Genomic DNA, 24122 nt, shown 5'->3' on the forward strand with positions numbered 1-24122 from the left:
AATATCTTTGTTGCTTAACACAACATAATGAGCTCAGAAATTTCAAAACGTTACAGTCAAAGAGGTGTATCTGCATCAAAAGAAGATGTGCATAATGCGATAAAAAATATAGATAAAGGATTGTTTCCTAAAGCATTCTGTAAAATTGTGCCAGATTATCTAACTAATGATCAAGACTATTGTCTGATTATGCATGCAGACGGAGCGGGTACAAAGTCGTCTTTAGCCTATATGTATTGGAAAGAAACTGGAGATGTCTCTGTTTGGAAAGGGATTGCTCAAGATGCATTAATAATGAATATTGACGATTTGTTATGCGTTGGCGCAACGGATAATATTATGTTGTCTTCTACTATTGGAAGAAATAAAAACCGTATTCCAGGTGAAGTCCTTTCTGCTATTATAAATGGAACTGAAGAATTAATTGAAGACCTGAAAGGTTTTGGTGTTACAATCCATAGTACAGGAGGAGAAACAGCTGATGTTGGAGATTTAGTAAGAACTATTATTGTGGACTCTACAGTAACTGCTAGAATAAAACGTAGTGATGTTATAGATAATGCTAATATTAAAGCGGGAGATGTTATCGTTGGTTTGGAAAGTTTTGGGCAAGCCACTTACGAGAAAAGTTATAATGGAGGGATGGGAAGCAATGGACTAACTTCTGCAAGACATGATGTATTTGATAATTATTTAGCTAAAAAATATCCTGAAAGTTTTGATGCCTCTGTGCCGGAAGATTTAGTGTATTCTGGACAAGTAAAATTAACGGATGCTGTTGAAGGATCTCCAATAGATGCAGGTCAGTTAGTTTTGTCACCAACAAGGACTTATGCACCAATTATAAAAGAGATTTTGTCTAAGTATACCAGTAAGGATATACATGGTATGGTACATTGTAGTGGAGGTGCACAAACTAAAATTCTTCATTTTATTGATAAGCTTCATATTGTAAAAGATAATTTATTTCCAATTCCACCTTTATTTAAATTAATCCAAGAGCAGTCTAAAACGGATTGGAAAGAAATGTACCAAGTCTTTAATTGTGGGCATAGAATGGAACTATATGTGTCTCCGGAAAAAGCAGAAGAAATTATTGCAATATCTAAATCTTACAATGTTAATGCTCAGGTTATTGGTCGTGTAGAAGCGTCTGATTCTAAAAAACTGACAATAGAAAGCCCGTATGGTACGTTTGTGTATTAGATATTAAGTTAATTTTTATAAGATGAAATACATTCTAATAATGTGCTTTATGTATTGTGGTCAAAGTTTAGTTGCGCAATCAGATGCTGCAGTAAAAGTTGTTGATACAATTAAATGGACACAAAAAAATAAGATTGGGGTTGATCTTAATGAAGTAACCTTTGTCAATTGGAATGCGGGTGGAGCAAATTCAATTTCTGCATTATTAGCTATTAAATCAAGTTGGCGTTATAAGAAGAATAATTTAATTTGGTTTAATGAAATAGGAACACGCTACGGTGTCAATAAACAAGAAAGTCAGAGGTTAAGAAAAACAGAAGACGAGTTAGAGCTTATTTCGACCATTGGGTTTAGAAAAGATACCGTTACTAACTGGTATTATTCGGGTAGATTCAACTTTAAAACCCAATATTCTAATGGTTATAACTATCCGGATAGAGATAATTCAATCTCTAGGTTTATGGCTCCAGGCTATTTGTTTGTAGGGGGAGGTGTAGAATATGGTAAAAATATTGAGAAGCTGTCCTTTTATATGTCTCCTTTAACTTTTAAGGCTACGTTTGTTCTAGATGATGAATTAGCAGACAAGGGGTCTTTTGGAGTTGATCCAGCTATATATGATGCGCTTGGAAATAAAATGAAGGATGGTCAAGCTATAAGAACAGAAATGGGTATATTAGTAACTAACTCTTATGAAACCGAAGTTTTAGAGAATATCTATATTAAAAGCAAAATAAGTCTTTATACAGATTACCTTAATAGTTTTGGAAATATAGATTTGGATTGGGAGGTTATATTCGATTTTAAAGTTAATGACTTTGTAAAAGCAACATTAGGTTCTCATTTAAGATATGATAATGATATTAAAATTTCAGAGGAGACTGATATTGAAGGTGAGTATGTAGAAAGAGGTGCTGCAATACAATGGAAGCAATTACTTGGTATTGGAGTTGTAGTAGATTTTTAACAAAAAAAAGATATAATTATTGAAAACTAAACTGACTATAAAAATTTTTACACTTATTGCGGTTGTTGTAAACTTAGCCTCAATAGTGTTGTTAGATTTTTTTTATAGTCAAATAGTTAGATTAAGTACAAGTTGCTCATTTTTAATACTATTTATTGTCTTTAAATTTAAAGACAAGTTATTAGTTCCTTTTGCGGCATTACTCTTCATTGCCGATGTTTTTGATTTGTATTATAAGCAGCCTTATATTATAGAAATATATTCTGTCATAAAAATAGGTGCATTTTTGCTGTTATGTTTTAGTCTTTACAGAAAGATGAAAAACAAAAAATTGGATAAAGCATTATCAGTATTGTTTTTGGTGGTTATCATTATTAATTTATTGTTTGGGTATACTACAGTAAATACTGTTTCTGGAGCAATGACAATTAGTGAGTTGTTATCCATTCAGGTCTATTGGTTTGTTTGTATAATATCAGTCGCATTAGCTGCGAAGTATTATTTTTATACAGAATCTAAAGAAGCTGTTTATTTAATATTATTTACGTTTTTGTTTGTGTTTACGGATTTATGTGGATTCATAGCTAATTTTATTGAAATTAATGGTTTTTTCTACTTCGAAAGAATTTTATATTGTCTTGGGTTTTATTTTCTATCAGCGTATTTGTTTTATGACCTTATTAAAGGACGTATGACTATCGCGGTGCTTTAAGTTTGTATTTGTGTTTTTTAAGTAAAATTAAAATAGTGTTAAAAAGCTATTGTTAAAATAACTAAATTTGCTTCTAAATATATAGATAACAATGAGTTTAGTTAAAATCACACTTTTAATAGTATCATTTTTAACCTTATTAATTAATGTCTATATTATTTCTTTTTATTCTCTTTTTGAAAGTAGAATCATAAGGGTAATCACTGTAATTGCTTTTCTTGTTCTATTTTTTATTTTTAAAGGTTTCAAAAACAAAACTATACTCATTTCATTATTATGTTTTTTATTATCAGATGTTTTTATGATTTTTTATGAAAACACTTTAAGTAATAAACTAACCTCCGTATTGTCAATCATAGGATATTTTAATTTGGTGGCGTATTTGTTTAGAAATAAGCATTTAAAAAAAGTAAATAATTACTTTTTGGTTTTAATACTTATTTTGATAACTCTAAATGTTTTTGGTTTATATCAATTAATAGATGCCATAGCGTATAAACTTCATGATGGTTTACAGGAGGTCATTTTATATCTTTATGGATTAGTTATTGTTTCTTTATGCGTATTTACAGCTAATTATAACTTTAGTGTAAATACAAAACAATCCATGTATTTTATGTATTTTGTTTTTGGATTTGCTTTTTCGGACTTCTGTGCTGTTTTAGCGTATTACTATAATTTTCAGCAATTATATTATTTAGATAGATTTACTTATATTTTTGCATTATTTATTATGGTAAAATATGCCGTCAAAGACTTTAAAAAGGAGGAAATACCTAGTTATATTATTTAAGTGCAACTAGATTAGTTTAGATCGTGTTGTAGCTGCTTATTACTTAGGTAATTGTAATCTTCTAATTCAGAAAGATTCTCAATCAATTTAGAACAGCCATTTTTTATCAAATAAATCGTGTCAGAAACGGCAATAACTTCTGCGTATCTGTGGTCTGTTAATACAATAGCTTTGTATTGCTTCTCTTCTGTAATTAGGGTCTGTAATTTTTTAATGTATAAAGGGGCGACGCCATTAAAGGGTTCGTCTAATAAAATAATTTTAGCATCTTTCTTTAAAATCAAGTAGATTTCGATAATGCGGCGTTCACCTCCAGATAGTGTGTTAATACTTTTGTTTTTGTAAATTTTAAATTCTGTAAATTCAGTCGTAAAATCAATCCATTTGATATTAAATAGTTTAAAAAGAGATTTAACTTTTGCATGATTTGGAGTAAAATTATATTGTGGTAAAAAGGCGGCTAATTGGGTAGCGTATAAAGGTCTTAGTAGTGGTTTGTGGTCTATTCTCGTATGGCTGTATTTCGCGTTAAGCGTGCCAAAAGCAATGTTTAATAAACAGCTTTTTCCAGAGCCATTACTGCCAAGTAGACTTGTTACTTTACCTGTTTCAGCCTTAAGGTAAATACCATTTAATATACGTTTATTTTTAAAGTAAAGTTCTATATTATCAATTTCAAAAATCAAAATTCGGTTATATAAATTGGTTCATTATAATAAAAAAAATAATAGTTACTAAGGCGTCAATAAAGTATAAGATACCAAATAGTTTTAAATCAGAGAGTCCTAAGTTCTTGTAAAAGGTTAGTTTTTGTTTAGCATCGGTTTCAATAACGAAATAATGAAGTAAAATGACTAAAAATAATTTTGTAATAAGTGCGACTATTATGTAGAAGTTACCCGTAATTAATAACAAAATATTAATTGCAAAGGACCATAAAGCAAAGGTCCTATAATAATAGAATATAGCGAATAATTGGTTTAGCATACTGATTTAACGTTAAAAACAAGCTAATATTTTAATTGTAAGCAAACGACTATAAAGTATTGCAAATTCATAAATTATCGTATTTTTGTTTCACAATTTTAAGAAGAAGATGTTAGATAAGTTACAAATAGTAAAGCAACGTTTTGATGAGGTTAGCGATTTAATAATCCAACCTGATGTTATTACTGATCAAAAACGTTATGTCGCACTAAATAAAGAGTATAAAGATTTACGACTTTTAATGGATAAGCGCGAGATTTATCTTGAGTTTACTGAAAATTTAAAAGAAGCGGAAGAAATCATAGCAGACGGTAGTGATGCCGAAATGGTCGAAATGGCTAAAATGCAATATGAAGAAGCTAAAGTGGAGATTCCTAAATTAGAAGATGATATACGTGTACTTTTAATACCTAAAGATCCTGAAGATTCTAAGAATGCTGTTGTCGAGTTACGTGCAGGAGCAGGAGGAGATGAAGCTAGTATTTTTGCGGGAGATTTATTTAGAATGTATAGTAAATACTGTGAAGCTAGAGGATGGAAAGTAGATACGGTAGATTATAGTGAAGGTACAAATGGAGGGTTTAAAGAAATCCAATTTGAAGTTACTGGTAATGATGTTTATGGAACTTTAAAGTTTGAAGCTGGTGTGCACCGTGTACAACGTGTGCCACAAACAGAAACACAAGGTCGTGTGCATACAAGTGCTGCTACTGTAATGGTGTTTCCGGAAGCAGAGGAGTTTGATGTAGAGATTAACCCAAAGGAAGTAAGAGTGGATTTTTTCTGTTCTTCAGGTCCAGGTGGTCAATCAGTAAACACAACGTATTCTGCAGTACGTTTAACTCACATTCCGACAGGATTAGTAGCGCAATGTCAAGATCAAAAATCGCAGCATAAAAACAAAGAAAAAGCTTTTAAAGTATTACGTTCGCGTTTATACGACATGGAGTTGGCTAAGAAAAACGAAGAAGACGCCGCTTTACGTGGTACGATGGTAACCTCTGGAGATAGAAGTGCTAAGATTAGAACGTACAACTATTCTCAAGGACGTGTTACAGATCACAGAATAGGGTTAACGCTATATGATTTACAAAATATTGTAAATGGAGATATCCAAAAAATTATTGACGAACTACAACTGGCAGACAATACAGAAAAACTGAAAGCTAGTGACGAACATATTTAATAACAAGCCTCTTCATTGAGGCTTTTTTTATATAATATGGAGTTCTAAACACGTAATCTATTTTACTTGAAAACTCACGTTTTAATATTTATTATTGTTTCCCTATTTTCTTATAAACAGGAGGGGAGATTTAGTGACCCTAAACTTAAGGATGTCCAATATACATTGGGTATAGAGGATGAAAAATCCAAAATTCAAAGCAGAGTTGAAGACACGTGTATTTTTGATCAAAGTACACAAACAGATGATTTTTTAAAGGGAATAAAAGAACTTGAAGGTTATATCTGGAATGACGAGAGTAAGTCTGCTGAAATAGTGCTAAATGACCATTGGTTTTTGACTATCACTAGAGGAGGCTGTGATCATTTTTTACTGTCTGCGGAATTTTTTTATGATAGAAATTTAGAGTTTGAAGACAACAAAGCAACGGTTTTGGAAAAGATAATTTGGATTACTTCATTGTTAAATGAAGAATTTGAATTTGAAACTATCAAGAAATGTATTGACGAAGGTAAAATGACTTTTACGGAAACAGATAATGGTTTCTATGGTAATTTTACGGATTCTAAAATAGATGAAATGTATACTTTTGATTATAGAAAAGAAAAAGAACGTACCGTTTTTGGTATTTCTTACTATTTAAATTAAACAATGACAACACAACAACTAACAGATCAAATTATTAAAAAGAAGTCTTTTTTGTGTATAGGACTAGACGTCGATTTAAGTAAAATTCCGCAACATTTATTAGACACAGAAGATCCTATTTTCGAGTTTAATAAAGCCATAATTGACGCAACGCATCATTTGTGTGTTGCTTATAAACCTAACACCGCGTTTTATGAAGCGTATGGTATAAAAGGTTGGAAAGCATTAGAGAAAACAATTAATTATCTTAATGATAATCATCCGGATGTTTTTACAATAGCAGATGCTAAGCGTGGCGATATTGGTAATACTAGTACAATGTACGCTAAAGCCTTTTTTGAAGACTTAGCGTTTGATAGTGTAACTGTCGCTCCGTATATGGGAAAAGACTCTGTAGAACCATTCTTAGCTTTTAAAGACAAGCATACTATCATGTTAGCTTTAACGTCTAATCAAGGTGCTTTTGATTTTCAGACCAAGCAAGTAGATGGTAAAGAGTTGTACAAACAAGTTTTAGAAACGTCTAAAAACTGGGAGAACTCTGAAAATTTGATGTACGTTGTTGGAGCAACAAAAGCTGAATATTTTGCAGAGATTAGAAAAATTATTCCAAATAGTTTTTTATTAGTTCCTGGTGTTGGCGCTCAAGGCGGAAACCTTCAAGACGTCTGTAAATATGGAATGAGTGAAAATGTTGGGTTATTGATAAATTCTTCAAGAGGAATAATTTATGCTTCTAATCAAAATGATTTTGCTGAAGCTGCTGCAGAAAAGGCAAAAGACTTGCAACAACAAATGGCAATTATTTTAAATAACAAATAGTATTTAATCACCTCATCCGGAATTTATTTCGGTATCACATTATTATATAAAAAGAATGTTATTTCGCAACGTCATGCTGAACTTGTTTCAGTATCACATTATCATATAAAAATGATGTTATTTCGTAACGTCATGCTGAACTTATTTCAGCATCACAGTATTATATGAAAATGATGTTATTTCGCAACGTCATACTGAACTTGTTTCAGTATCTCATTATTAGAATAAGTAGCCATTCTTTTTATAATAAATAGAAAACAGTTTTTGAAAACATATCGTAAAAATCACATTCAGTTAAAGCAATAATTAAATGAAAATTAAGGACCAACTAGGTAATCTGTTAGAGTTTGATTCGGTACCAAAACGAATCGTTTCATTAGTACCTTCTCAAACGGAATTGCTTTATGATTTGGGATTAGAAGATACTATTGTCGGGCTTACTAAATTTTGTATACATCCCATTCATTTAAAAAAGAAAAAACAAGTGGTTGGAGGAACCAAACAGATTAATATCGAAAAGATCAAAGCTTTAAAACCTGATATTATTTTGTGTAATAAAGAAGAAAACACAGAAGCTATCGTTATTGCTTGTCAAGCTATTTGTGCTGTACATGTATCAGATATTGTTACTATTGATGAGAGTTTGGAGTTGATAATGCAATATGGACAAATCTTTAATGTAAATACAGAAGCGCAAAATATTAAAGATAAAATAAATACAAATTTAGAAGACTTTAAATTATTTATAAAGGATCAGCCAATTTTAAAAGCAGCTTATTTTATTTGGAAGGATCCATGGATGGTTGCTGCCAATGGTACGTTTATTAATCATCTTTTAGAATTAAATAAACTTGAAAATATCTATGCTAATCAAGATCGGTATCCAGAAGTAGATATTACTAAAATAGAAGAAGAAGATAATCTAGAAGTGGTTTTGTTATCCAGCGAGCCTTTTCCTTTTAAAACCGAGCACACTTTGATGTTTGCTGAAATTACTAATCAAGCAAAAGCCATCTTAGTAGATGGCGAATACTTTTCTTGGTATGGATCAAGATTAATTAATGCGTTTAGTTATTTTAAAGATTTAAGAGAGCGATTGCGAACTTTCTCTAGCTAAATAATTAAGCTTGTTAAGTTGGTCTAGAAGTTTGACAGCTTTAAAAGCAGACACATCGCTAGCTTCATGATCTGTTTGTCGTAAATTGTAGGAGTGCTCAACAAGTTGCTTGTAGCGTTTTTTTAACTTGTTTTGATGTGCTTTAAGTAGGTTTGGGTTATTCATTTTGTTATATCGTTAGTTTTCAGGTATTTAAATTACTTTTTTTATTTAAATAAAAAAAGAAAAAGACAATAAAATATTCCAAAAAATAAAAGAGCCCATTCTTTACCACAAAAAATAGACTCTGATAACTAACTAAACTAACTCAGTATAATAAAAATAAGAATGCTTATTTTATATTACAAATATCAAAATTTAATTTAGTTTAAATGTTAATTTAATATTATGCTAACTTTACTAAAATAAATTAGTCCTGTAAAGCAAAAACCTTTTGAAGTAACGCAGTAGATCTAGAGCCAACTTTAGTTCTAATGTCTTGTTCTTCTACAGCAATCATAGTATAAACTCCTTTTAAAGCTTCTCCAGTCACGTAGTCTGTTAGGTCAGGATTAACATTACTAGTAAAAGGAATTGAATTATACTTAGTTATTAAATTAGCCCAAATTTGGTCAGCGCCAACTTTGCTAAAAGAATTTTTTATTACTGGGTTAAATTTATCGTATAATGCCGTTTGTGTTTTACTAGTTAGGTATTGCGTTGCAGCATCATTATTACCTAGTAATATGTTTTTTGCATCTGTAAAAGTAATGTCTTTAACAGCATTAATAAATATAGGTGTCGCTTCTCCAACAGCGTCTTCTGCAGCTCTGTTTAAAACTTTTAAACCTTCATCAGCTAAACTACTTAAACCAATATCACGTAGTGCTTTGTCTACTTTTTGTAATTCTTCTGGAAGTAAAATTTTAACTAAATCATTTTTAAAAAAACCATCTGTTTGAGTCAGTTTGGCTACTTGTTTGTCAATTCCTAAGTCTAAAGCTTCTCGTAAGCCGCCTGCAATATCTAAATCGCTAATGCCTCCTGCTTGAGGTAGTTGGTTAACAACTTGCTGTAATTCTGCGCAAGCAGTAAAATTTAAAACAATAAGTAAGGCTAATATTTTTTTCATGTTGTATAATTTAAGGTACAAATATACCTATTAATAAGATGCGTTTTTAATTCAAAAACTGCGTTTTATTCTTGTTTTCTTTTTAATACTATTAAAATACAAGAGTTAAAAGGGGTTGTAACAATGATTATTAAGAGAAAATAACGGTCTTATTATTAAAAACCATCACTTTACGTTTAATATGAAGTTTTATAGCATTGGCTAATACTATTTTTTCTAAATCACGTCCTTTTGCAATTAAATCGGTAATATCATGTGTATGCGATACGCGTGTTACATCCTGTTCAATAATCGGGCCAGCATCTAATGCTTCTGTAACATAGTGACTAGTTGCTCCGATAATTTTTACGCCACGCTTGTATGCCGAGTGATATGGTTTTGCACCTACAAAAGCGGGTAAAAAGGAGTGGTGTATATTAATAACCTTGTTTGGATATTGACTAATAATTTTACTAGATACAATTTGCATGTAACGTGCTAAAACAATAAAATTAATGCCATGTTTTTTACACAATTCTAACTGTTGGTCTTCCGCCTGCGCTTTAGTGTCTTTAGTGACTGGGATGTGGTAAAACGGAATATTAAAACTGTCTGCAATAGGTCTTAAGGTATTGTGATTACTAATTATAAACGGAATGTCTACTTCTAATTCTCCAGAATTATAACGTCCTAAAATATCGTATAAGCAATGGTCATATTTGGATACGAATAAGGCCATTTTAGGTTTATTTGCAGAAGAGTAAATGCGCCATTTCATAGTAAATTGGTCAGCGAGATTGGTTTTGAAGCTGACTTTAAATGCTTCGATTTCAAACGTATCAGTTTCAAATTCGCTTTCTAAACGCATAAAAAAGATATCTTGTTCTCTATCGACATGTTGATCTATATAAATAATGTTTCCTTTGTTATTGACTATAAAATTGGTAACACTTGCAATAATCCCTGATTGGTCATTACAGTTTATAAGTATGGTTATTTTTTTCATTTACAATAGGTATTGACGACTAAATTAGTCTAAAAAAGCATGGTTACTTTTTTTGTTTTTAAGTTTTATATAATTACAGATTATAGAGCAATATTTTTGAATATTCCGTAAATTGCAAGTCTAAAACAGATTATATTCTAAGAATGACACAAGCAACACCGTACAAACCAAAGTATAAAGTAAGAATTGTTACTGCAGCAGCCTTATTTGATGGTCATGATGCATCCATTAATATCATGCGTCGTATTATTCAATCTACAGGAGTAGAGGTCATACATTTAGGTCACGACAGAAGTGTAGATGAGGTTGTAAATACAGCGATTCAAGAAGATGCAAATGCTATTTGTTTAACCTCATATCAAGGAGGCCATAACGAGTATTTTAAATATATGTACGATCTTTTAAAAGAAAGAGGGGCAGAACACATCAAGATTTTTGGTGGTGGTGGTGGTGTAATCTTACCTTCAGAAATCAAGGATTTAATGGATTACGGTATTTCTCGTATCTACTCTCCTGATGATGGACGTGCTATGGGATTACAAGGTATGATTAATGATTTGGTCGAACAATCGGATTTTGCAATTGGTGATACTTTAAGTAACGAGTTAGACATTTTACCTACTAAAAACCCTAAAGCAATTGCTAGGATTATCTCTTCAGCAGAAAACTTTCCTGACGTTGCTAAAGCGACTTTAGATAAAATTCATATTAAAAATAAAGCGTCTAAAACGCCAGTTTTAGGAATTACAGGAACAGGTGGAGCAGGTAAATCATCTTTGGTAGACGAGCTAGTGCGTCGTTTTTTAGTCGATTTTCCAGAGAAAACAATTGGTTTAGTATCTGTAGATCCTTCTAAGCGTAAAACTGGAGGCGCACTTTTAGGTGATAGAATTAGAATGAATGCTATCAATTCGCCAAGAGTATACATGCGTAGTTTAGCTACACGCCAATCTAACTTAGCATTATCTAAATATGTAAATGAAGCCGTTCAAGTTTTAAAAGCTGCGGAATACGATTTAATTATATTAGAAACCTCTGGAATTGGACAATCTGATACAGAGATTATGGAACATTCTGACGTAGCTTTATACGTTATGACTCCAGAATTTGGTGCAGCAACACAATTAGAAAAAATCGACATGCTTGATTTTGCAGATTTGGTTGCTATCAATAAATTTGACAAACGCGGGTCTTTAGATGCGCTTCGTGATGTTAAAAAACAGTACATGCGTAACAATAATCTTTGGGATGTACACCAAGATGATTTGCCAGTTTATGGGACTATTGCGTCGCAATTTAACGATCCAGGGATGAACACGCTTTACAAAGCCATCATGGATAAGTTAGTGGAGAAAACGAATTCGGTTTTAAAATCGACATTTGAAATTTCACAGGAAATGAGCGAGAAAATTTTCGTTATTCCACCATCACGTACACGATACTTGTCGGAAATAGCAGAAAGTAATCGTGCCTATGACAAAACAGCAAGCACACAAGTTGAAGTAGCGCAACGATTATACGGTATCTTTAAAACCATTGGTTCTGTAGGAGATGTCACCTTGAGCGGAGTCGAAAAGTCTTTTATAGGAAAACAAGGTCTTGATCAGGATGAGATCCTGAAACTAGTTCAGGATGACAAACAGGGTTTTATTAAAATGCTTATTGCAGAATTTGACCGTGTAAAATTAAACTTAGATCCTTACAATTGGGAAGTGATTACAGGTTGGGATGAGAAAGTTAACAAATATAAAAATCCAATTTATAGTTTTAAAGTAAGAGATAAAGAGATTAAGATTGAAACACATTCCGAGTCATTATCACACTTGCAAATTCCAAGAATAGCCTTACCAAAGTATCAAGCTTGGGGCGATTTATTACGTTGGAATTTACAAGAAAACGTACCAGGGGAATTTCCATATACATCTGGATTATATCCTTTTAAACGTACAGGAGAAGATCCAGCACGTATGTTTGCAGGAGAAGGTGGACCAGAACGTACCAACAGACGTTTTCACTATGTAAGTGCAGGTTTGCCAGCAAAACGCTTGTCTACCGCTTTTGATAGTGTAACGCTTTACGGAAACGACCCAGATTTAAGACCAGATATTTATGGTAAAATTGGTAATGCAGGAGTTAGTATTTGTTGTTTAGACGATGCTAAAAAACTGTATTCTGGTTTTGATTTAGCAAATGTTATGACGTCGGTAAGTATGACAATTAATGGTCCTGCTCCAATGTTATTAGGATTTTTTATGAATGCTGCTATCGACCAACAATGTGAGTTTTACATTAAAGAAAACGGTCTAGAAAAAGAAGTAGAAGCTAAAATCGCAAAATTATATAAAGGAAAAGTGCGTCCGTCTTATAATGGCGAGTTACCAGAAGGGAATAATGGTTTAGGTTTAATGCTTTTAGGTGTTACAGGAGACCTTGTATTACCAGCAGATGTTTATGCAGAGATTAAAAAGAATACCATTGCTCAAGTAAGAGGGACGGTTCAAGCAGATATTTTAAAAGAAGATCAAGCACAAAATACGTGTATTTTCTCTACAGAATTTGCATTAAGACTAATGGGAGATGTTCAAGAGTATTTTATCGAGAATAACGTCCGTAACTTTTATTCAGTATCAATTTCTGGGTATCATATTGCAGAAGCAGGTGCAAACCCGATTACACAATTAGCGTTGACGTTATCTAATGGTTTCACTTACGTGGAATATTATTTAAGTCGTGGTATGGACATCAATAAATTTGGTCCAAATTTATCATTCTTTTTCTCAAACGGAATCGATCCAGAATATGCTGTAATTGGTCGTGTGGCACGTAAAATTTGGGCAAAGGCAATGAAGCGCAAGTATGGTGCAAATGCAAGAGCACAAATGTTGAAATATCATATTCAAACGTCAGGACGTAGTTTACATGCTCAAGAAATTGACTTTAATGATATTCGTACAACGCTTCAAGCATTATACGCTATTTATGATAACTGTAATTCATTACACACAAATGCGTATGATGAGGCTATTACAACGCCAACGGAAGAATCGGTTAGACGTGCGATGGCCATTCAATTAATTATAAATAAAGAATTAGGATTAAATAAAAACGAAAATCCAATTCAAGGCTCTTTCATTATTGAAGAATTAACAGATTTAGTAGAAGAAGCGGTGCTTTTAGAATTCGATAGAATTACAGAAAGAGGTGGTGTTCTTGGTGCAATGGAAACGATGTACCAACGTAGTAAAATACAAGAGGAAAGTTTATACTACGAAACGTTGAAGCATAACGGAAAGTTCCCAATTGTTGGGGTAAATACGTTCTTAAGTTCTAAGGGATCTCCTACGGTTGTTCCTGCGGAAGTGATTAGAGCAACAGAAGAAGAGAAGCAGTTTCAAATTAAAACCTTGGCAAATCTCCATGATGCAAATGATACTAAAGCATTATTAAAAGAACTTCAAGTAAAAGCTATTAATAACGAAAATATCTTTGAAGCTTTAATGGATGTTTGTAAAGTCTGTAGTTTAGGAGAAATTACATCCTCTTTATTTGAAGTAGGGGGACAATATCGTCGTAACATGTAAGCAGAGAACCACTTTTCGTTTTTTACGAAAAATGAGTGAATCGCTTATCCCAAACTAGATTTGGGATCTCAATTATTGATTTTTTCGTTTTAACGAAAAGAGTTAACATTTAAAAGTACTATTTCACATTTAGAGTACTATTTAAATTAAAATATGTTGTGATTGAAAATACCTAAACTTAGTTTAAATAATCTCAATACATAAAACAAAAAAAGCGTTTCAATCTGAAACGCTTTTTTTATATTCAATAAAAAAATATGTCTATCAAACACACCTTCAAAGCAAGCATTAATTGGAATATAAATGAAGGCGAAAGCACGAAAAACCCAAGAACCTTCAGTCGGAATCATGAAGTTGTCATAGAGAACAAAGCAACGCCTTTAAAAGTATCCGCAGCAAAACCATTTAGGGGTGATGACGCATTATACAATCCAGAAGATTTATTGCTATCTGCCTTAACATCGTGTCACATGATGTCTTATTTATATGTTTGTGCTCAAAATAATATAGAAGTATTAAGCTATACAGATGATGCTGAAGGTGATTTAGAAGTCAATATTTCAGGTAGTGGTAGTTTTAAAACGGTACGACTAAAACCAATAGTGACCATAAAAGACGCTAGTCAAAAAGACTTAGCGTTAAGTTTACATAAAAAGGCAAACAGCTTATGTTTTATAGCTAATTCATGTCATTTTCCAATTGTTCATGAGGCTACTATAGTGATCCAATAATCAAGTGTTAAAAAATAATTCACATGTTTTGCATCTTTTTTAATGGTATCACGTCTATTATATGAACATAAAAAAATAGATATCATGAAAAATAAAGACTGTACTTGTAACTGTGAAGGTTGCTCAAAAGGAAATTGTCAAAACTGTACTTGCGATACTTGTACTTGTACAAATTACAACTGTTAAGCAACACTTAAAAGAAGTGACAATAACGCTAGTTTTGGTAACTTTATACTAAGATTAGCGTTTCTTTTAATACATCGATATGGATACTCAAGACATTTGGAAATTACATGCAGACGACATCAGATATTTTATTTTTAGTAAAGTAAAAGATGCTGTGGTAGCGGACGATTTATTGCAAGAAACGTTTATAAAAGTGCACACTAAGCTAAAGACCTTAAAAGATGAAGATAAGATGAAGTCTTGGGTATTCTCTATAGCAAGATATACGGTTCTAGATTATTTTAGAAGTAAAAAAATAGTGTATGAAACTACGGATGAAGATTTTATTTTTGAAGAACAAAAACTAGAGCATACAGAAGTTGATTGTTTGCATGGGATTATTAAAAGTTTGCCTAAAAAGTATCGTGATCCTTTGTTTTTAAGTGATATAAAAGGCTTGAAACAAAAGCAAATAGCGGAACAGTTAAACTTGCCTTTGCCAACCATAAAATCGCAAATACAACGGGGAAGAAAACTAATTGCTCAAGGTTTTGTTGATTGTTGTGATTTTATAATAAATGACGATGGTTTTTTGGTTGGAGAAATCAAAGACAAAGCAGACTGTAAAATGTGTCATTAATTAGTATCTTTGCAATCTACTAGTTTACAAGTAGTCTCATTATATCTTATTTATATACATAAATGTCGTTCAAAAAATACCATCCTTCATTAAAAGAAAATATTGAAAAAGCAGGTTTAGAAACTACTAATGCGTTTCAAAAACAAGTAATGCCTTTAATAAAAGGAGGAAGCGATTTATATGCTATCGGTCCAAAAGGCTGTGGTAAAACGACAGCTATGATTATTAGCACGATTCAAAAATTAGGAGCAGAGGCTTATGAGGATTCTCCTAGAGCATTAATTGTAGTAAAAGATAAACAAACAACTTTAGATTTAAAGGAGCGTTTTGAAGTCTTTACTAAAAGAACCGATTTACGTATTTATTGTGCTTATGAAGAGTATGATTTAGAAAAGCAACGTGAAGAGGTGTATTATGGTGTTGATATTTTAATCACGACACCAAAACGTTTAAGTAAATTATATCATTTAAATAGTTTGCATTTAGGCGAATTACAATTGTTTATGATACATGATGCTGACTTTATTGCCAGAAATAATTATCATAATTATGTATTGCGATTAAGTGAAAGCGCACCTAAAGCAAAGTTTGTTATTTACTCGGAGACTTTTAATGCTAAAATTAAAGCGTTCCAAGACTCATTTATGTATAACGCAAGAATAGTAGATTTTACTTAAAATCTACAGTGTTAACATCCAAGTAGTTTGTAGCTTTCTAAACTTTCTGATTTCTCTTTTTAATATTGGTAAATAGTCTTTACCATTACTATTGCAAGATTCTAATCGACTACAGTTTCTATACAATCTATTTGTTAATCTGTTTACAGAGGCTATATGTCTGTATCTTTTATGGTGACAGTGTTCTAGTTCTGCATTAATAATTTCGGGTGCTAAAGATTCTGAATGTTGCACAAGATCGCCAGAAAAGTAAATGTTAGCATCTTCCGTTCCATCTTCATATAAATGGGATAAATCATGACTTAAATAGGTCGAGATATTTCTAGATAGCATGAAAATCTGCATTGCTTGCTTGTATATTGGCAAGTCTGAAAGATGCGAAGGCGGTTGTACAGACATTTTAATTTTTCTTTTTATCAAAAATAATCACTAGACTGTATATTTAACTTTTGATTTTAAATCAAAAAGCTATATTTGCTTTAATAATTAAATTATTTTTTAATTTTACTTTAATATGAGCATTGATACCCTTAATTGGAAAATTTTAAAGTGTTTGCAGCAAAATGCAAGACAATCTAATGCCGAAATTGGTAGGCAAGTAGGAATCACCTCACCTGCAGTTTCTGAGCGTATCAGAAAAATGGAAGACCTAGGAATAATCCAAAACCATATTACTCTAATTTCTCCTTATGAAGTGGGGTATCAATTAAAAGCATTGATTACTTTACAAGCATTTATGGGAAAACTAAAACCTTTTTTAGAGAAAGTAAAAACCTTTGATGAAGTCATTAATTGTTACCGAATTACAGGTAACGAGAATATCGTTATGGAAGTCATTTTAAAAAACCACAAACATTTAGAAGCTTTTATAGACCAGTTAATTGTTTATGGCGAATGTAAAACACAAATTATCTTGTCGCATGTGGTTAAAAATAATGCGATTACGAAGCATTAATTAGTCTACAATTAAATGCGGAATCTTAGTAACATCCCAATCGATAACCAAACCTCCAGCTAAAGATTTCGCGACGTCTTTTCCGTAAAGATACTCGCATAAATACAAAGCAGCTTCAAAGCTTTTAGCACCTCCAGCCGATGTAATGTATTTACCATCATGCACAAAAAGCACGTCTTTTTTAATATCTAAATTAGGATAGCGTTTACGCATCGTATCTATATCACTGGGAAAAGTTGTAGAAACTTTGTTATTTAAAAGACCAGCTTCTGCTAATACAAAAGCACCATCGCAATGTGAGGTTATAAATTTTGCAGTTTTAGCCACTTGCTTAACAAAATTGAGCATTACCATATCGTCTAAATCACTATCTAAATGATGTTCTGCACTTGGGACAACTAAAATGTCAATTTTAGGTAAACTATCCGTAACATAATTATAATCGGGTAGTAATCGCATCCCTTCAAAAGTAGTGATTGCGTGGTCTGTATTAGCAACTGTAAATACATTCATAGCTTTAATACTATCTCTAAATATAGTGTGCTGAAAAATATCAAAAGGGGCAGTTAGTTCCGTATTAAATGTGCCATCCATGATTAAAAACGCGACATTATAGCGGTCAGGTTTTAAATCAGGGAATTGTTTTGCTTTTTGTATCTGCGTTGTGTTGGTACTTGTATTAGTCTGAATTTCTTTTTTAGTTTCAGAAGAATTGCAGCTTACAACAAGTACTACAGTAAAAAGGTATAATAGGTGTTTCATAGTTTAGTTAATGCGCCAAGGTGGATTTTTTCGATTGTCACCAGCTTTAAATAATATAATTTTATTTCCGTCAGGATCTAGTAAATGAGTTTCGGCCCAAAGCCATGACTTGTGTTCTAATTCTGATATAAATGTAATACCTTTTTGTTTCAGTTGAAAAACTAAAGCTTCTAAATTTTTATCTTCAAAATAAACGATAGTGTTATTGTGTTGTTGTTTATTTTCATTAAAATGAATAGAAAAAGTAGCGTCGCCTTCAGGACATTCAAACCTAGCATAACGCGGTAAAGCATCTACGATCAGTTTGAGTCCTAATAGGATGTAAAAATCTACCGCTTTTTTTAGATTAGTAGATGATATGGTAACTTGGTTTAAATTCATTTAGCATTTTTTTTTCCTTTCATAAATTGATTCAAGAGGTATAACAGTAACATACATAAACCTCCTAATAAAGTCATAATATACCACGTATTATCATAACCAACCCCTTCGACAAGTTCCATTCCTGTTTTATGACCAAAAATATGAGCAAAAGAAAAGGCTATAGAATATAAGGCCATATACTCGCCTTGATTTCCTTTTTTTGCTTGCTGCAATGCAAAAGCATTTGCGAATGGAAAGGCTATCATTTCGCCAACCGTCATTAAAAACATGGCGAAAATCAAAATTCCTGACCAACTAGAAAAGTTAAGAATTAGAAAACTAATAGCCGTTAAAAATGCACCAAATAATATCAATGCTATTTTTGAAAAGCGCGTATTTTCTAAGTACTTAATTAATGGCATTTCTAATAAAAAGATAAAAAAGCCATTGGCACCAAGTAGTAAACCAATTTCTAATTCGCTTAACAAGTGACGTTCTCTGTAATATAAAGGCATGGTAGAAAAGTATTGTAAGAATATAAATCCAAACAAAAACAACGCAAATAAAAAGAGTATAAACGGTTTATCCTTATATGCAGAGTAGGGGTTGTCCACTTTAATGTCATCCTGTACCCGCGTCTTCTTAGGGTTTAACACTTTTATTAAAAGTACGGTAGCAGCAATACAAGTAATGCCGTCTACCCAAAATAGACCACCGTAACCTAAGCTTACAATTATTAAGCCTCCAACAGCGGGACCTGCAGAAAATCCTAAATTAATAGCTAATCTGATTAAAGTAACACTTCTAGTTTTGTTTTCTGGTTTACTATAGGCGCTTAATGCCACAAACATGGCTGGTCTAAACATATCTGCAACAACCATCAACGCAAAAATACCTAAGGACAACGTGTAAATAGTTTTTAGGTATTGTAAACCAATAAACATGAAACCAGATATAAATAAACTGAAAACCATGATTTTATAGTAACCAATCTTATCGGTTAATTTTCCACCTAACCATGATCCGATGACAGAACCTAATCCAAAAGCGGTCATTATTGTACCGACGTTTGACAATGTAAAACCTAAGTCTGCTGTTAAATACAAAGACAGAAAAGGAATAACCATAGTACCAGCTCTGTTAATTAAGGTAATTAAAGACAGCCACCAGACTTCTTTTGACAGGCCATCAAAAGTGCTTACGTAATTTTTTAGTAGTTTTTTCATTGGTTTGTTAGTTAGTATAAATGTAAAAAGTCCAACGGTTAGGTTGGACTTTTTTGTATTGTATAAATTGATATCTAGATCATCATAACATATAACAGGTCCAACTACTCGTATGTCTACAAGAGGTTTGTTTAGTTAAATATGTAATGACTAGATTCATTTTTTATTAATTTGTTGAGGTCAAAGCTAAACAAAATTTTGAATTAGTTGTATTTTTGAAATGAATTTTTAAAGCATTCATATTAAATTAGATACCATATGAGATATTTTGTTCTTCTTTTAGTAATGGTCACGACCTTAGGTTGTGGGCAAGATAAATTACCACTATTAGGGGATACTGAATACCAACGGAAGATGAATGCTGATTTTAAAGATGCAGCAAAATCACCGTTAACAGATCGTGATCGTAAGGTTTTTAGAAGTTTAGATTTTTTTAAGCACGATAGTACTTATAGTGTTACTGCGGATTTTAAAAGAACACCAAATGAAGTGTCTTTTAAGATGAAAACGACAACAGATAGATTAGTTGATTACGTAAAATATGGTGAAGCCACTTTTAAAATTAAAGACAAAGCATTAAAGTTAAATGTGTATCAAGACTTAGACATGGCTAAAGAAGTCGGTCAGGAGGAAGCTTTGTTTTTGCCATTTATGGATAATACAAATGGAACAGAGAGTTACAAAGGCGGGCGCTATATTGAAGTTAAATTACCAGAAAACAATCAAATAATTATAGATTTTAATAAAGCTTATAATCCATATTGTGCTTACAACAAAAGATATTCTTGTCCCATTGTTCCAAACGAAAATATTTTATATGTGCGTATTGAAGCGGGAATCAAAAAGTACCAAAAGTTGGAAGATTAAAACTGCTTAGCCAACCACATCCCAAAGAAAACAGCCAAAAAACCAAGTATAAAACTAGTAATAGTATATAATGCAAAACTAGTAAAATCACCAGCTTTTAAAAACATATGGTTTTCGTAAGCAAAGGTTGAAAACGTTGTAAAACCACCACAAAATCCTGTTGCTAATAATAGCGTTTGATTATTATTAAGCGTGTCGTTTTTTAGGGCTAAGCCTAGAATAATTCCAATTAGTAAACTACCTAATATATTGGCAGCAAAGGTTCCGTATGGAATTCCGTTTTCTGTATTGTTAAGTGCTTTTCCGATAATATAACGAAGTACACTTCCAAAACCACCACCTACAAAAACTAATACTAGTTGTTTCATTTAAAGCTTAGAGGTTAGTGTGTCTGTTAATGTAATAGGAATGTAAATTTCAGTCTTCCAAAGTGAAGGGTTAGGTACTTTTTTGGAGTCATTGATATAAATCTCAAAAGGTTTGTCTTGTGATCGTTCTAATTTTAATTCCGTAATAGCTTTATAAGCTGTGTCCCATGCTTTTGGTAGATACGTGTAATTTCCTGTTAAAGTCGTTTTTAATGCAGTTGTTTTTGGCATGTACCCACAAAGGATTTCACTAGTGTTATCATTAATAACATTATTCATAACAGGGATTGCTTGCGTCATGATAACATTTCCGGTACTTGGATTCATATCATTATAAATAGTAAAAGGCATTCCTGCTTGAATAATAGTGTTTTTTGACATATAGTTTATAATTTCTTCATGCTGACGTGCTACTATTTTACTTATATTTTTACCCGATGCCGATGTTGTTTTGTATAGATAAAAGCCACCACCATACTCTGTAAGACCATCAACTTTGGTGCTATGTTGTTTCATACTTTCTACAACTTTTCTGTCTAAAAGTTCTAAACTACGCTCGTAGTATGGTCCAATTTGTTTATCCATTCCTCCAGAATAGGCACTGTAGGCTTTAAAACCAAAGGGTAAGTCATGGCCAGAAATAGTCCATGTTACTTCTGTACTGCCATCTTCATTTGGAGTAAACGACCAATCTACTTGCGCGCTAGGTTGGTCTCCAAATTGCATATTTTGGGTGATACTTGTATTGGGTTTGGCAGCAATAGTTGTCATTCTGCCTGTTTCACCTTTATTTAACCAAGTATAAGAGCCATCAATGTCTTTTGTTTGTTCAGGATAAGTAATAATCATTTCAGGATTCTCTTCAATCCAAGCATTCCAATCTTTCCAGTTTTTAAAATCAATAACTTCGTCATAAATTAGACTAGCAGGCGCCTCGATAGTTTTGCTTCTAGTGACTGTATACTCATTAGGTTGTACTGCAATATAAATTGCTATAGCTATAAATGCAATTAATAAAAGAAACAAGAGGTACTTTATATATTTCATTCTAAGGAAAATTAAAAGTTAGTTATTTCAAAGATAATCAATTTTGAAATTCTTAAATTCTTATCTTTAAAGACTTTTAAAAAACTATTTAATTATGAAATTAAAATCAATATTAAGTGCTGCATTTATTGCAACACTATTAGTGTCTTGCGGTAATGATAAGGTCGAAAAACCTAAAACCGAAGTGGCACCAAAAGTAGAGACTGCTTTTGACTTTAATGTCGAGCAATTTGCTGACATTAAGATACTGCGTTACCAAATTCCAGGATGGGAAAACCTAACGTTAAAAGAACAAAAATTAGTTTATTATTTAACACAAGCAGGATTGTCAGGTCGCGATATTATGTGGGATCAAAATTACAGACATAACCTAAAAATTAGAAAAGCTTTAGAAAACGTTTATACTAATTATAAAGGCGATAAAAAGTCAGATAATTGGGCTGCTTTTGAAAGTTATGTAAAGCGTGTATGGTTTAGTAATGGAATTCATCATCATTATTCTAATGACAAGCTTAAGCCGGAATTCTCTCAAGAGTATTTAAAGGAAATTATGTCGGCTACCAACACAACTTTAGTTGGCGAAGCATTTGATGTTTTATTTAACGATAAGGATAGCAAAAAAGTAAATCTATCTAAAGGTGTCGATAACGTTGGTTTGTCTGCTGTTAATTTTTATGGGCCAAATGTAACGAATGCTGATGTGGAATCATTTTATAAAAAAATGAAATCTCCAAATCCAGAAAAGCCACTATCATATGGTTTAAACTCTCAGTTAGTTAAAGAAGATGGTGTGTTAAAAGAGCGTGTGTATAAATCAGGAGGTTTATATGGTGCTGCAATTGATGAGATTGTAAAATGGTTAGAATTAGCACAAGGTGTTGCAGAAAATGAAGCACAAGGTAATGCTTTAGGACTTTTAGTTAACTATTATAAAACTGGAGATTTACAAACATGGGACGATTATAACGTTGCTTGGACAGCAGCAACTGCCGGAAATGTAGATTATATTAACAGTTTTATCGAAGTTTATAATGACCCTTTAGGATATAGAGGATCTTACGAAACGGTTGTACAAATCAACGATTTTGATATGTCAGCAAAAATGGCTGTATTATCTGAAAATGCACAATGGTTTGAAGATAACTCACCTTTAATGGATGCGCATAAAAAGAAAAGTGTTGTAGGCGTAACTTATAAAGTTGTAAATGTTGCAGGAGAAGCAGGAGATGCATCACCAAGCACGCCAATTGGTGTTAACTTACCAAACGCAAACTGGATTCGTGCAGCTGTTGGTAGCAAGTCTGTATCTTTAGGTAATATCATTCATGCTTATAATAATGCAGGAAGTACAGGTCGTTTAAAAGAATTTGTAAATGATGATGAAGAATATGAGTTAGAAGAAAAATACGGACAAGTAGCAGATAAATTACATACAGCATTACACGAAGTTATTGGTCATGCTTCAGGACAATTAAATCCAGGAGTAGGAGAGACTAAAGAGACACTAAAAAATTACGCTTCAACTTTAGAAGAAGGTCGTGCAGATTTAGTAGGGTTATACTATTTATACAACCCGAAATTACAAGATTTAGGATTGGTAGACGATTGGAAAAAAGTGGGTATGGCTGCTTATGATGGTTACATCCGTAATGGGTTAATGACACAATTAATTAGATTAAATCTGGGTGATGATGTGGAAGAAGCGCATATGCGTAACAGACAATGGGTAAGTGCTTGGGTCTTTGAAAAAGGTCAAGCAGATAACGTTATCGAAAAAATTACTCGTGATGGTAAAACATACTTTAACATCAACGATTACGAGAAACTACACGGACTTTTTGGACAATTATTAAGAGAAACTCAACGTATTAAGTCTGAAGGCGATTATAAAGCTGTAGAAGATTTAGTAGAAGGTTATGGTGTAAAAGTAGATAAAGCTATTCATAACGAAGTTTTAGAACGTAATAAGCAATTTACATCTCCAGCATATAGCGGTTTTGTAAATCCAGTATTAGTTCCAGAAACTAATGCAGCTGGAGAGATTACTGCAATTAAAGTAACACAACCAGAAAGTTTTGAAGGACAAATGTTAGACTATAGTAAAAACCATAGCTTTTTACCCGAAGTAAACTAATCTGAGTCAATCGTTAGAATTAGCTACGTAAAACTAAAAAAGCCTTAATCTAAATTTAGATTAAGGCTTTTT

25 protein-coding genes are annotated in these 24122 nt (G+C 32.2%); 15 read left to right on the plus strand and 10 right to left on the minus strand.

Features of this window, described 5'->3' with window-relative positions; genetic code table 11:
* Positions 1-27: 27 nt before the first annotated feature.
* The 4 genes from E9099_RS11595 to E9099_RS11610 all read left to right on the plus strand — a co-directional run bounded on the left by E9099_RS11595 (position 28) and on the right by E9099_RS11610 (position 3678).
* Entirely contained in the window at positions 28-1206 is a 1179-nt protein-coding gene (locus E9099_RS11595) for an AIR synthase related protein (protein WP_136583738.1), read from the plus strand.
* Between the two features lie 22 nt (positions 1207-1228).
* Positions 1229-2173, plus strand: a complete 945-nt coding sequence (locus E9099_RS11600; protein WP_136583739.1) for a DUF3078 domain-containing protein — start codon at positions 1229-1231, stop codon at positions 2171-2173.
* 19 nt (positions 2174-2192) lie between these two features.
* Complete coding sequence (locus E9099_RS11605; RefSeq protein WP_136583740.1) at positions 2193-2885, plus strand: hypothetical protein; 693 nt, start codon at positions 2193-2195, stop codon at positions 2883-2885.
* A 301-nt stretch (positions 2886-3186) separates the two neighbouring features.
* Positions 3187-3678 carry a hypothetical protein gene (locus tag E9099_RS11610; protein WP_205960998.1) on the plus strand — a complete coding sequence of 164 codons (492 nt, stop codon included), beginning with the start codon at positions 3187-3189 and terminating at the stop codon, positions 3676-3678.
* Positions 3679-3689: 11 nt separating this feature from the next.
* On the opposite strand, the gene E9099_RS11615 is transcribed toward E9099_RS11610, so the two are convergent.
* Positions 3690-4364, minus strand: coding sequence for an ABC transporter ATP-binding protein (locus E9099_RS11615; protein ID WP_136583742.1), 675 nt, complete (start codon positions 4362-4364; stop codon positions 3690-3692).
* A 410-nt stretch (positions 4365-4774) separates the two neighbouring features.
* Between E9099_RS11615 and prfA the strand changes: the two genes are divergently transcribed.
* The 4 genes from prfA (at position 4775) to E9099_RS11635 (ending at position 8438) form a co-directional block, all read left to right on the plus strand.
* Positions 4775-5851 (plus strand): peptide chain release factor 1, encoded by a 1077-nt coding sequence (gene prfA, locus E9099_RS11620; RefSeq protein WP_136585176.1) that lies wholly within the window; start codon positions 4775-4777, stop codon positions 5849-5851.
* Between the two features lie 66 nt (positions 5852-5917).
* Positions 5918-6499 (plus strand): hypothetical protein, encoded by a 582-nt coding sequence (locus tag E9099_RS11625; RefSeq protein ID WP_136583743.1) that lies wholly within the window; start codon positions 5918-5920, stop codon positions 6497-6499.
* Between the two features lie 3 nt (positions 6500-6502).
* Positions 6503-7321 (plus strand): orotidine-5'-phosphate decarboxylase, encoded by an 819-nt coding sequence (pyrF, locus tag E9099_RS11630; protein WP_136583744.1) that lies wholly within the window; start codon positions 6503-6505, stop codon positions 7319-7321.
* 310 nt (positions 7322-7631) lie between these two features.
* Positions 7632-8438: an ABC transporter substrate-binding protein gene (locus tag E9099_RS11635; RefSeq protein ID WP_136583745.1), complete on the plus strand. Its 807-nt coding sequence runs from the start codon at positions 7632-7634 to the stop codon at positions 8436-8438.
* Here the strand turns inward: E9099_RS11635 and E9099_RS11640 are convergent.
* The 3 genes from E9099_RS11640 to purU form a co-directional block, all read right to left on the minus strand.
* The gene (locus tag E9099_RS11640; protein WP_136583746.1) at positions 8406-8603 is read right to left on the minus strand and encodes a Lacal_2735 family protein; all 198 of its coding nucleotides are present in this window, start codon (positions 8601-8603) and stop codon (positions 8406-8408) included. The genes E9099_RS11635 and E9099_RS11640 overlap by 33 nt on opposite strands.
* 244 nt (positions 8604-8847) lie before the next feature.
* Positions 8848-9549 carry a DUF4197 domain-containing protein gene (locus E9099_RS11645; RefSeq protein WP_136583747.1) on the minus strand — a complete coding sequence of 234 codons (702 nt, stop codon included), beginning with the start codon at positions 9547-9549 and terminating at the stop codon, positions 8848-8850.
* 130 nt (positions 9550-9679) lie between these two features.
* Entirely contained in the window at positions 9680-10534 is an 855-nt protein-coding gene (gene purU / locus E9099_RS11650; RefSeq protein WP_136583748.1) for a formyltetrahydrofolate deformylase, read from the minus strand.
* Between the two features lie 143 nt (positions 10535-10677).
* Here purU and E9099_RS11655 point away from each other — a divergent pair, with 143 nt between their 5' ends.
* The 4 genes from E9099_RS11655 (at position 10678) to E9099_RS11670 (ending at position 16328) form a co-directional block, all read left to right on the plus strand.
* A complete protein-coding gene (locus tag E9099_RS11655; protein ID WP_136583749.1) occupies positions 10678-14115 on the plus strand; it encodes a methylmalonyl-CoA mutase family protein in 3438 nt (1145 codons plus the stop codon).
* Positions 14116-14372: 257 nt separating this feature from the next.
* Complete coding sequence (locus E9099_RS11660) at positions 14373-14846, plus strand: OsmC family protein (protein ID WP_136583750.1); 474 nt, start codon at positions 14373-14375, stop codon at positions 14844-14846.
* A 265-nt stretch (positions 14847-15111) separates the two neighbouring features.
* Complete coding sequence (locus E9099_RS11665; RefSeq protein ID WP_136583751.1) at positions 15112-15651, plus strand: sigma-70 family RNA polymerase sigma factor; 540 nt, start codon at positions 15112-15114, stop codon at positions 15649-15651.
* 62 nt (positions 15652-15713) lie between these two features.
* Positions 15714-16328: a DEAD/DEAH box helicase gene (locus E9099_RS11670; protein ID WP_136583752.1), complete on the plus strand. Its 615-nt coding sequence runs from the start codon at positions 15714-15716 to the stop codon at positions 16326-16328.
* Between the two features lie 3 nt (positions 16329-16331).
* Here E9099_RS11670 and E9099_RS11675 read toward each other — a convergent pair whose 3' ends face one another.
* Positions 16332-16727: a hypothetical protein gene (locus E9099_RS11675; protein WP_136583753.1), complete on the minus strand. Its 396-nt coding sequence runs from the start codon at positions 16725-16727 to the stop codon at positions 16332-16334.
* A 115-nt stretch (positions 16728-16842) separates the two neighbouring features.
* On the opposite strand from E9099_RS11675, the gene E9099_RS11680 reads away from it, so the two are divergent.
* Complete coding sequence (locus E9099_RS11680; protein ID WP_136583754.1) at positions 16843-17283, plus strand: Lrp/AsnC family transcriptional regulator; 441 nt, start codon at positions 16843-16845, stop codon at positions 17281-17283.
* On the opposite strand, the gene E9099_RS11685 is transcribed toward E9099_RS11680, so the two are convergent.
* From E9099_RS11685 to E9099_RS11695, 3 genes are read right to left on the minus strand one after another with little or no spacing between them, the layout of a single operon-like run.
* Entirely contained in the window at positions 17284-18045 is a 762-nt protein-coding gene (locus E9099_RS11685) for a DJ-1/PfpI family protein (protein WP_136583755.1), read from the minus strand.
* Between the two features lie 3 nt (positions 18046-18048).
* Positions 18049-18426 carry a VOC family protein gene (locus E9099_RS11690; protein WP_136583756.1) on the minus strand — a complete coding sequence of 126 codons (378 nt, stop codon included), beginning with the start codon at positions 18424-18426 and terminating at the stop codon, positions 18049-18051.
* Positions 18423-19634: an MFS transporter gene (locus E9099_RS11695; RefSeq protein ID WP_136583757.1), complete on the minus strand. Its 1212-nt coding sequence runs from the start codon at positions 19632-19634 to the stop codon at positions 18423-18425. The genes E9099_RS11690 and E9099_RS11695 overlap by 4 nt, the downstream gene beginning before the upstream one ends.
* Positions 19635-19892: 258 nt before the next feature.
* Here E9099_RS11695 and E9099_RS11700 point away from each other — a divergent pair, with 258 nt between their 5' ends.
* Entirely contained in the window at positions 19893-20501 is a 609-nt protein-coding gene (locus E9099_RS11700) for a DUF1684 domain-containing protein (protein WP_136583758.1), read from the plus strand.
* Here E9099_RS11700 and crcB read toward each other — a convergent pair.
* Together crcB and E9099_RS11710 are read right to left on the minus strand one after the other, a co-directional pair.
* Positions 20498-20869: a fluoride efflux transporter CrcB gene (gene crcB / locus E9099_RS11705; protein WP_136583759.1), complete on the minus strand. Its 372-nt coding sequence runs from the start codon at positions 20867-20869 to the stop codon at positions 20498-20500. The genes E9099_RS11700 and crcB overlap by 4 nt on opposite strands.
* Positions 20870-21916: an SRPBCC family protein gene (locus E9099_RS11710; protein WP_136583760.1), complete on the minus strand. Its 1047-nt coding sequence runs from the start codon at positions 21914-21916 to the stop codon at positions 20870-20872.
* Positions 21917-22010: 94 nt separating this feature from the next.
* On the opposite strand from E9099_RS11710, the gene E9099_RS11715 reads away from it, so the two are divergent.
* Positions 22011-24050: a dipeptidyl-peptidase 3 family protein gene (locus tag E9099_RS11715; RefSeq protein WP_136583761.1), complete on the plus strand. Its 2040-nt coding sequence runs from the start codon at positions 22011-22013 to the stop codon at positions 24048-24050.
* Positions 24051-24122 lie beyond the last annotated feature (72 nt).

It is taken from the genome of Psychroserpens sp. NJDZ02 (assembly GCF_004843725.1).
Lineage (GTDB): Bacteria > Bacteroidota > Bacteroidia > Flavobacteriales > Flavobacteriaceae > Olleya.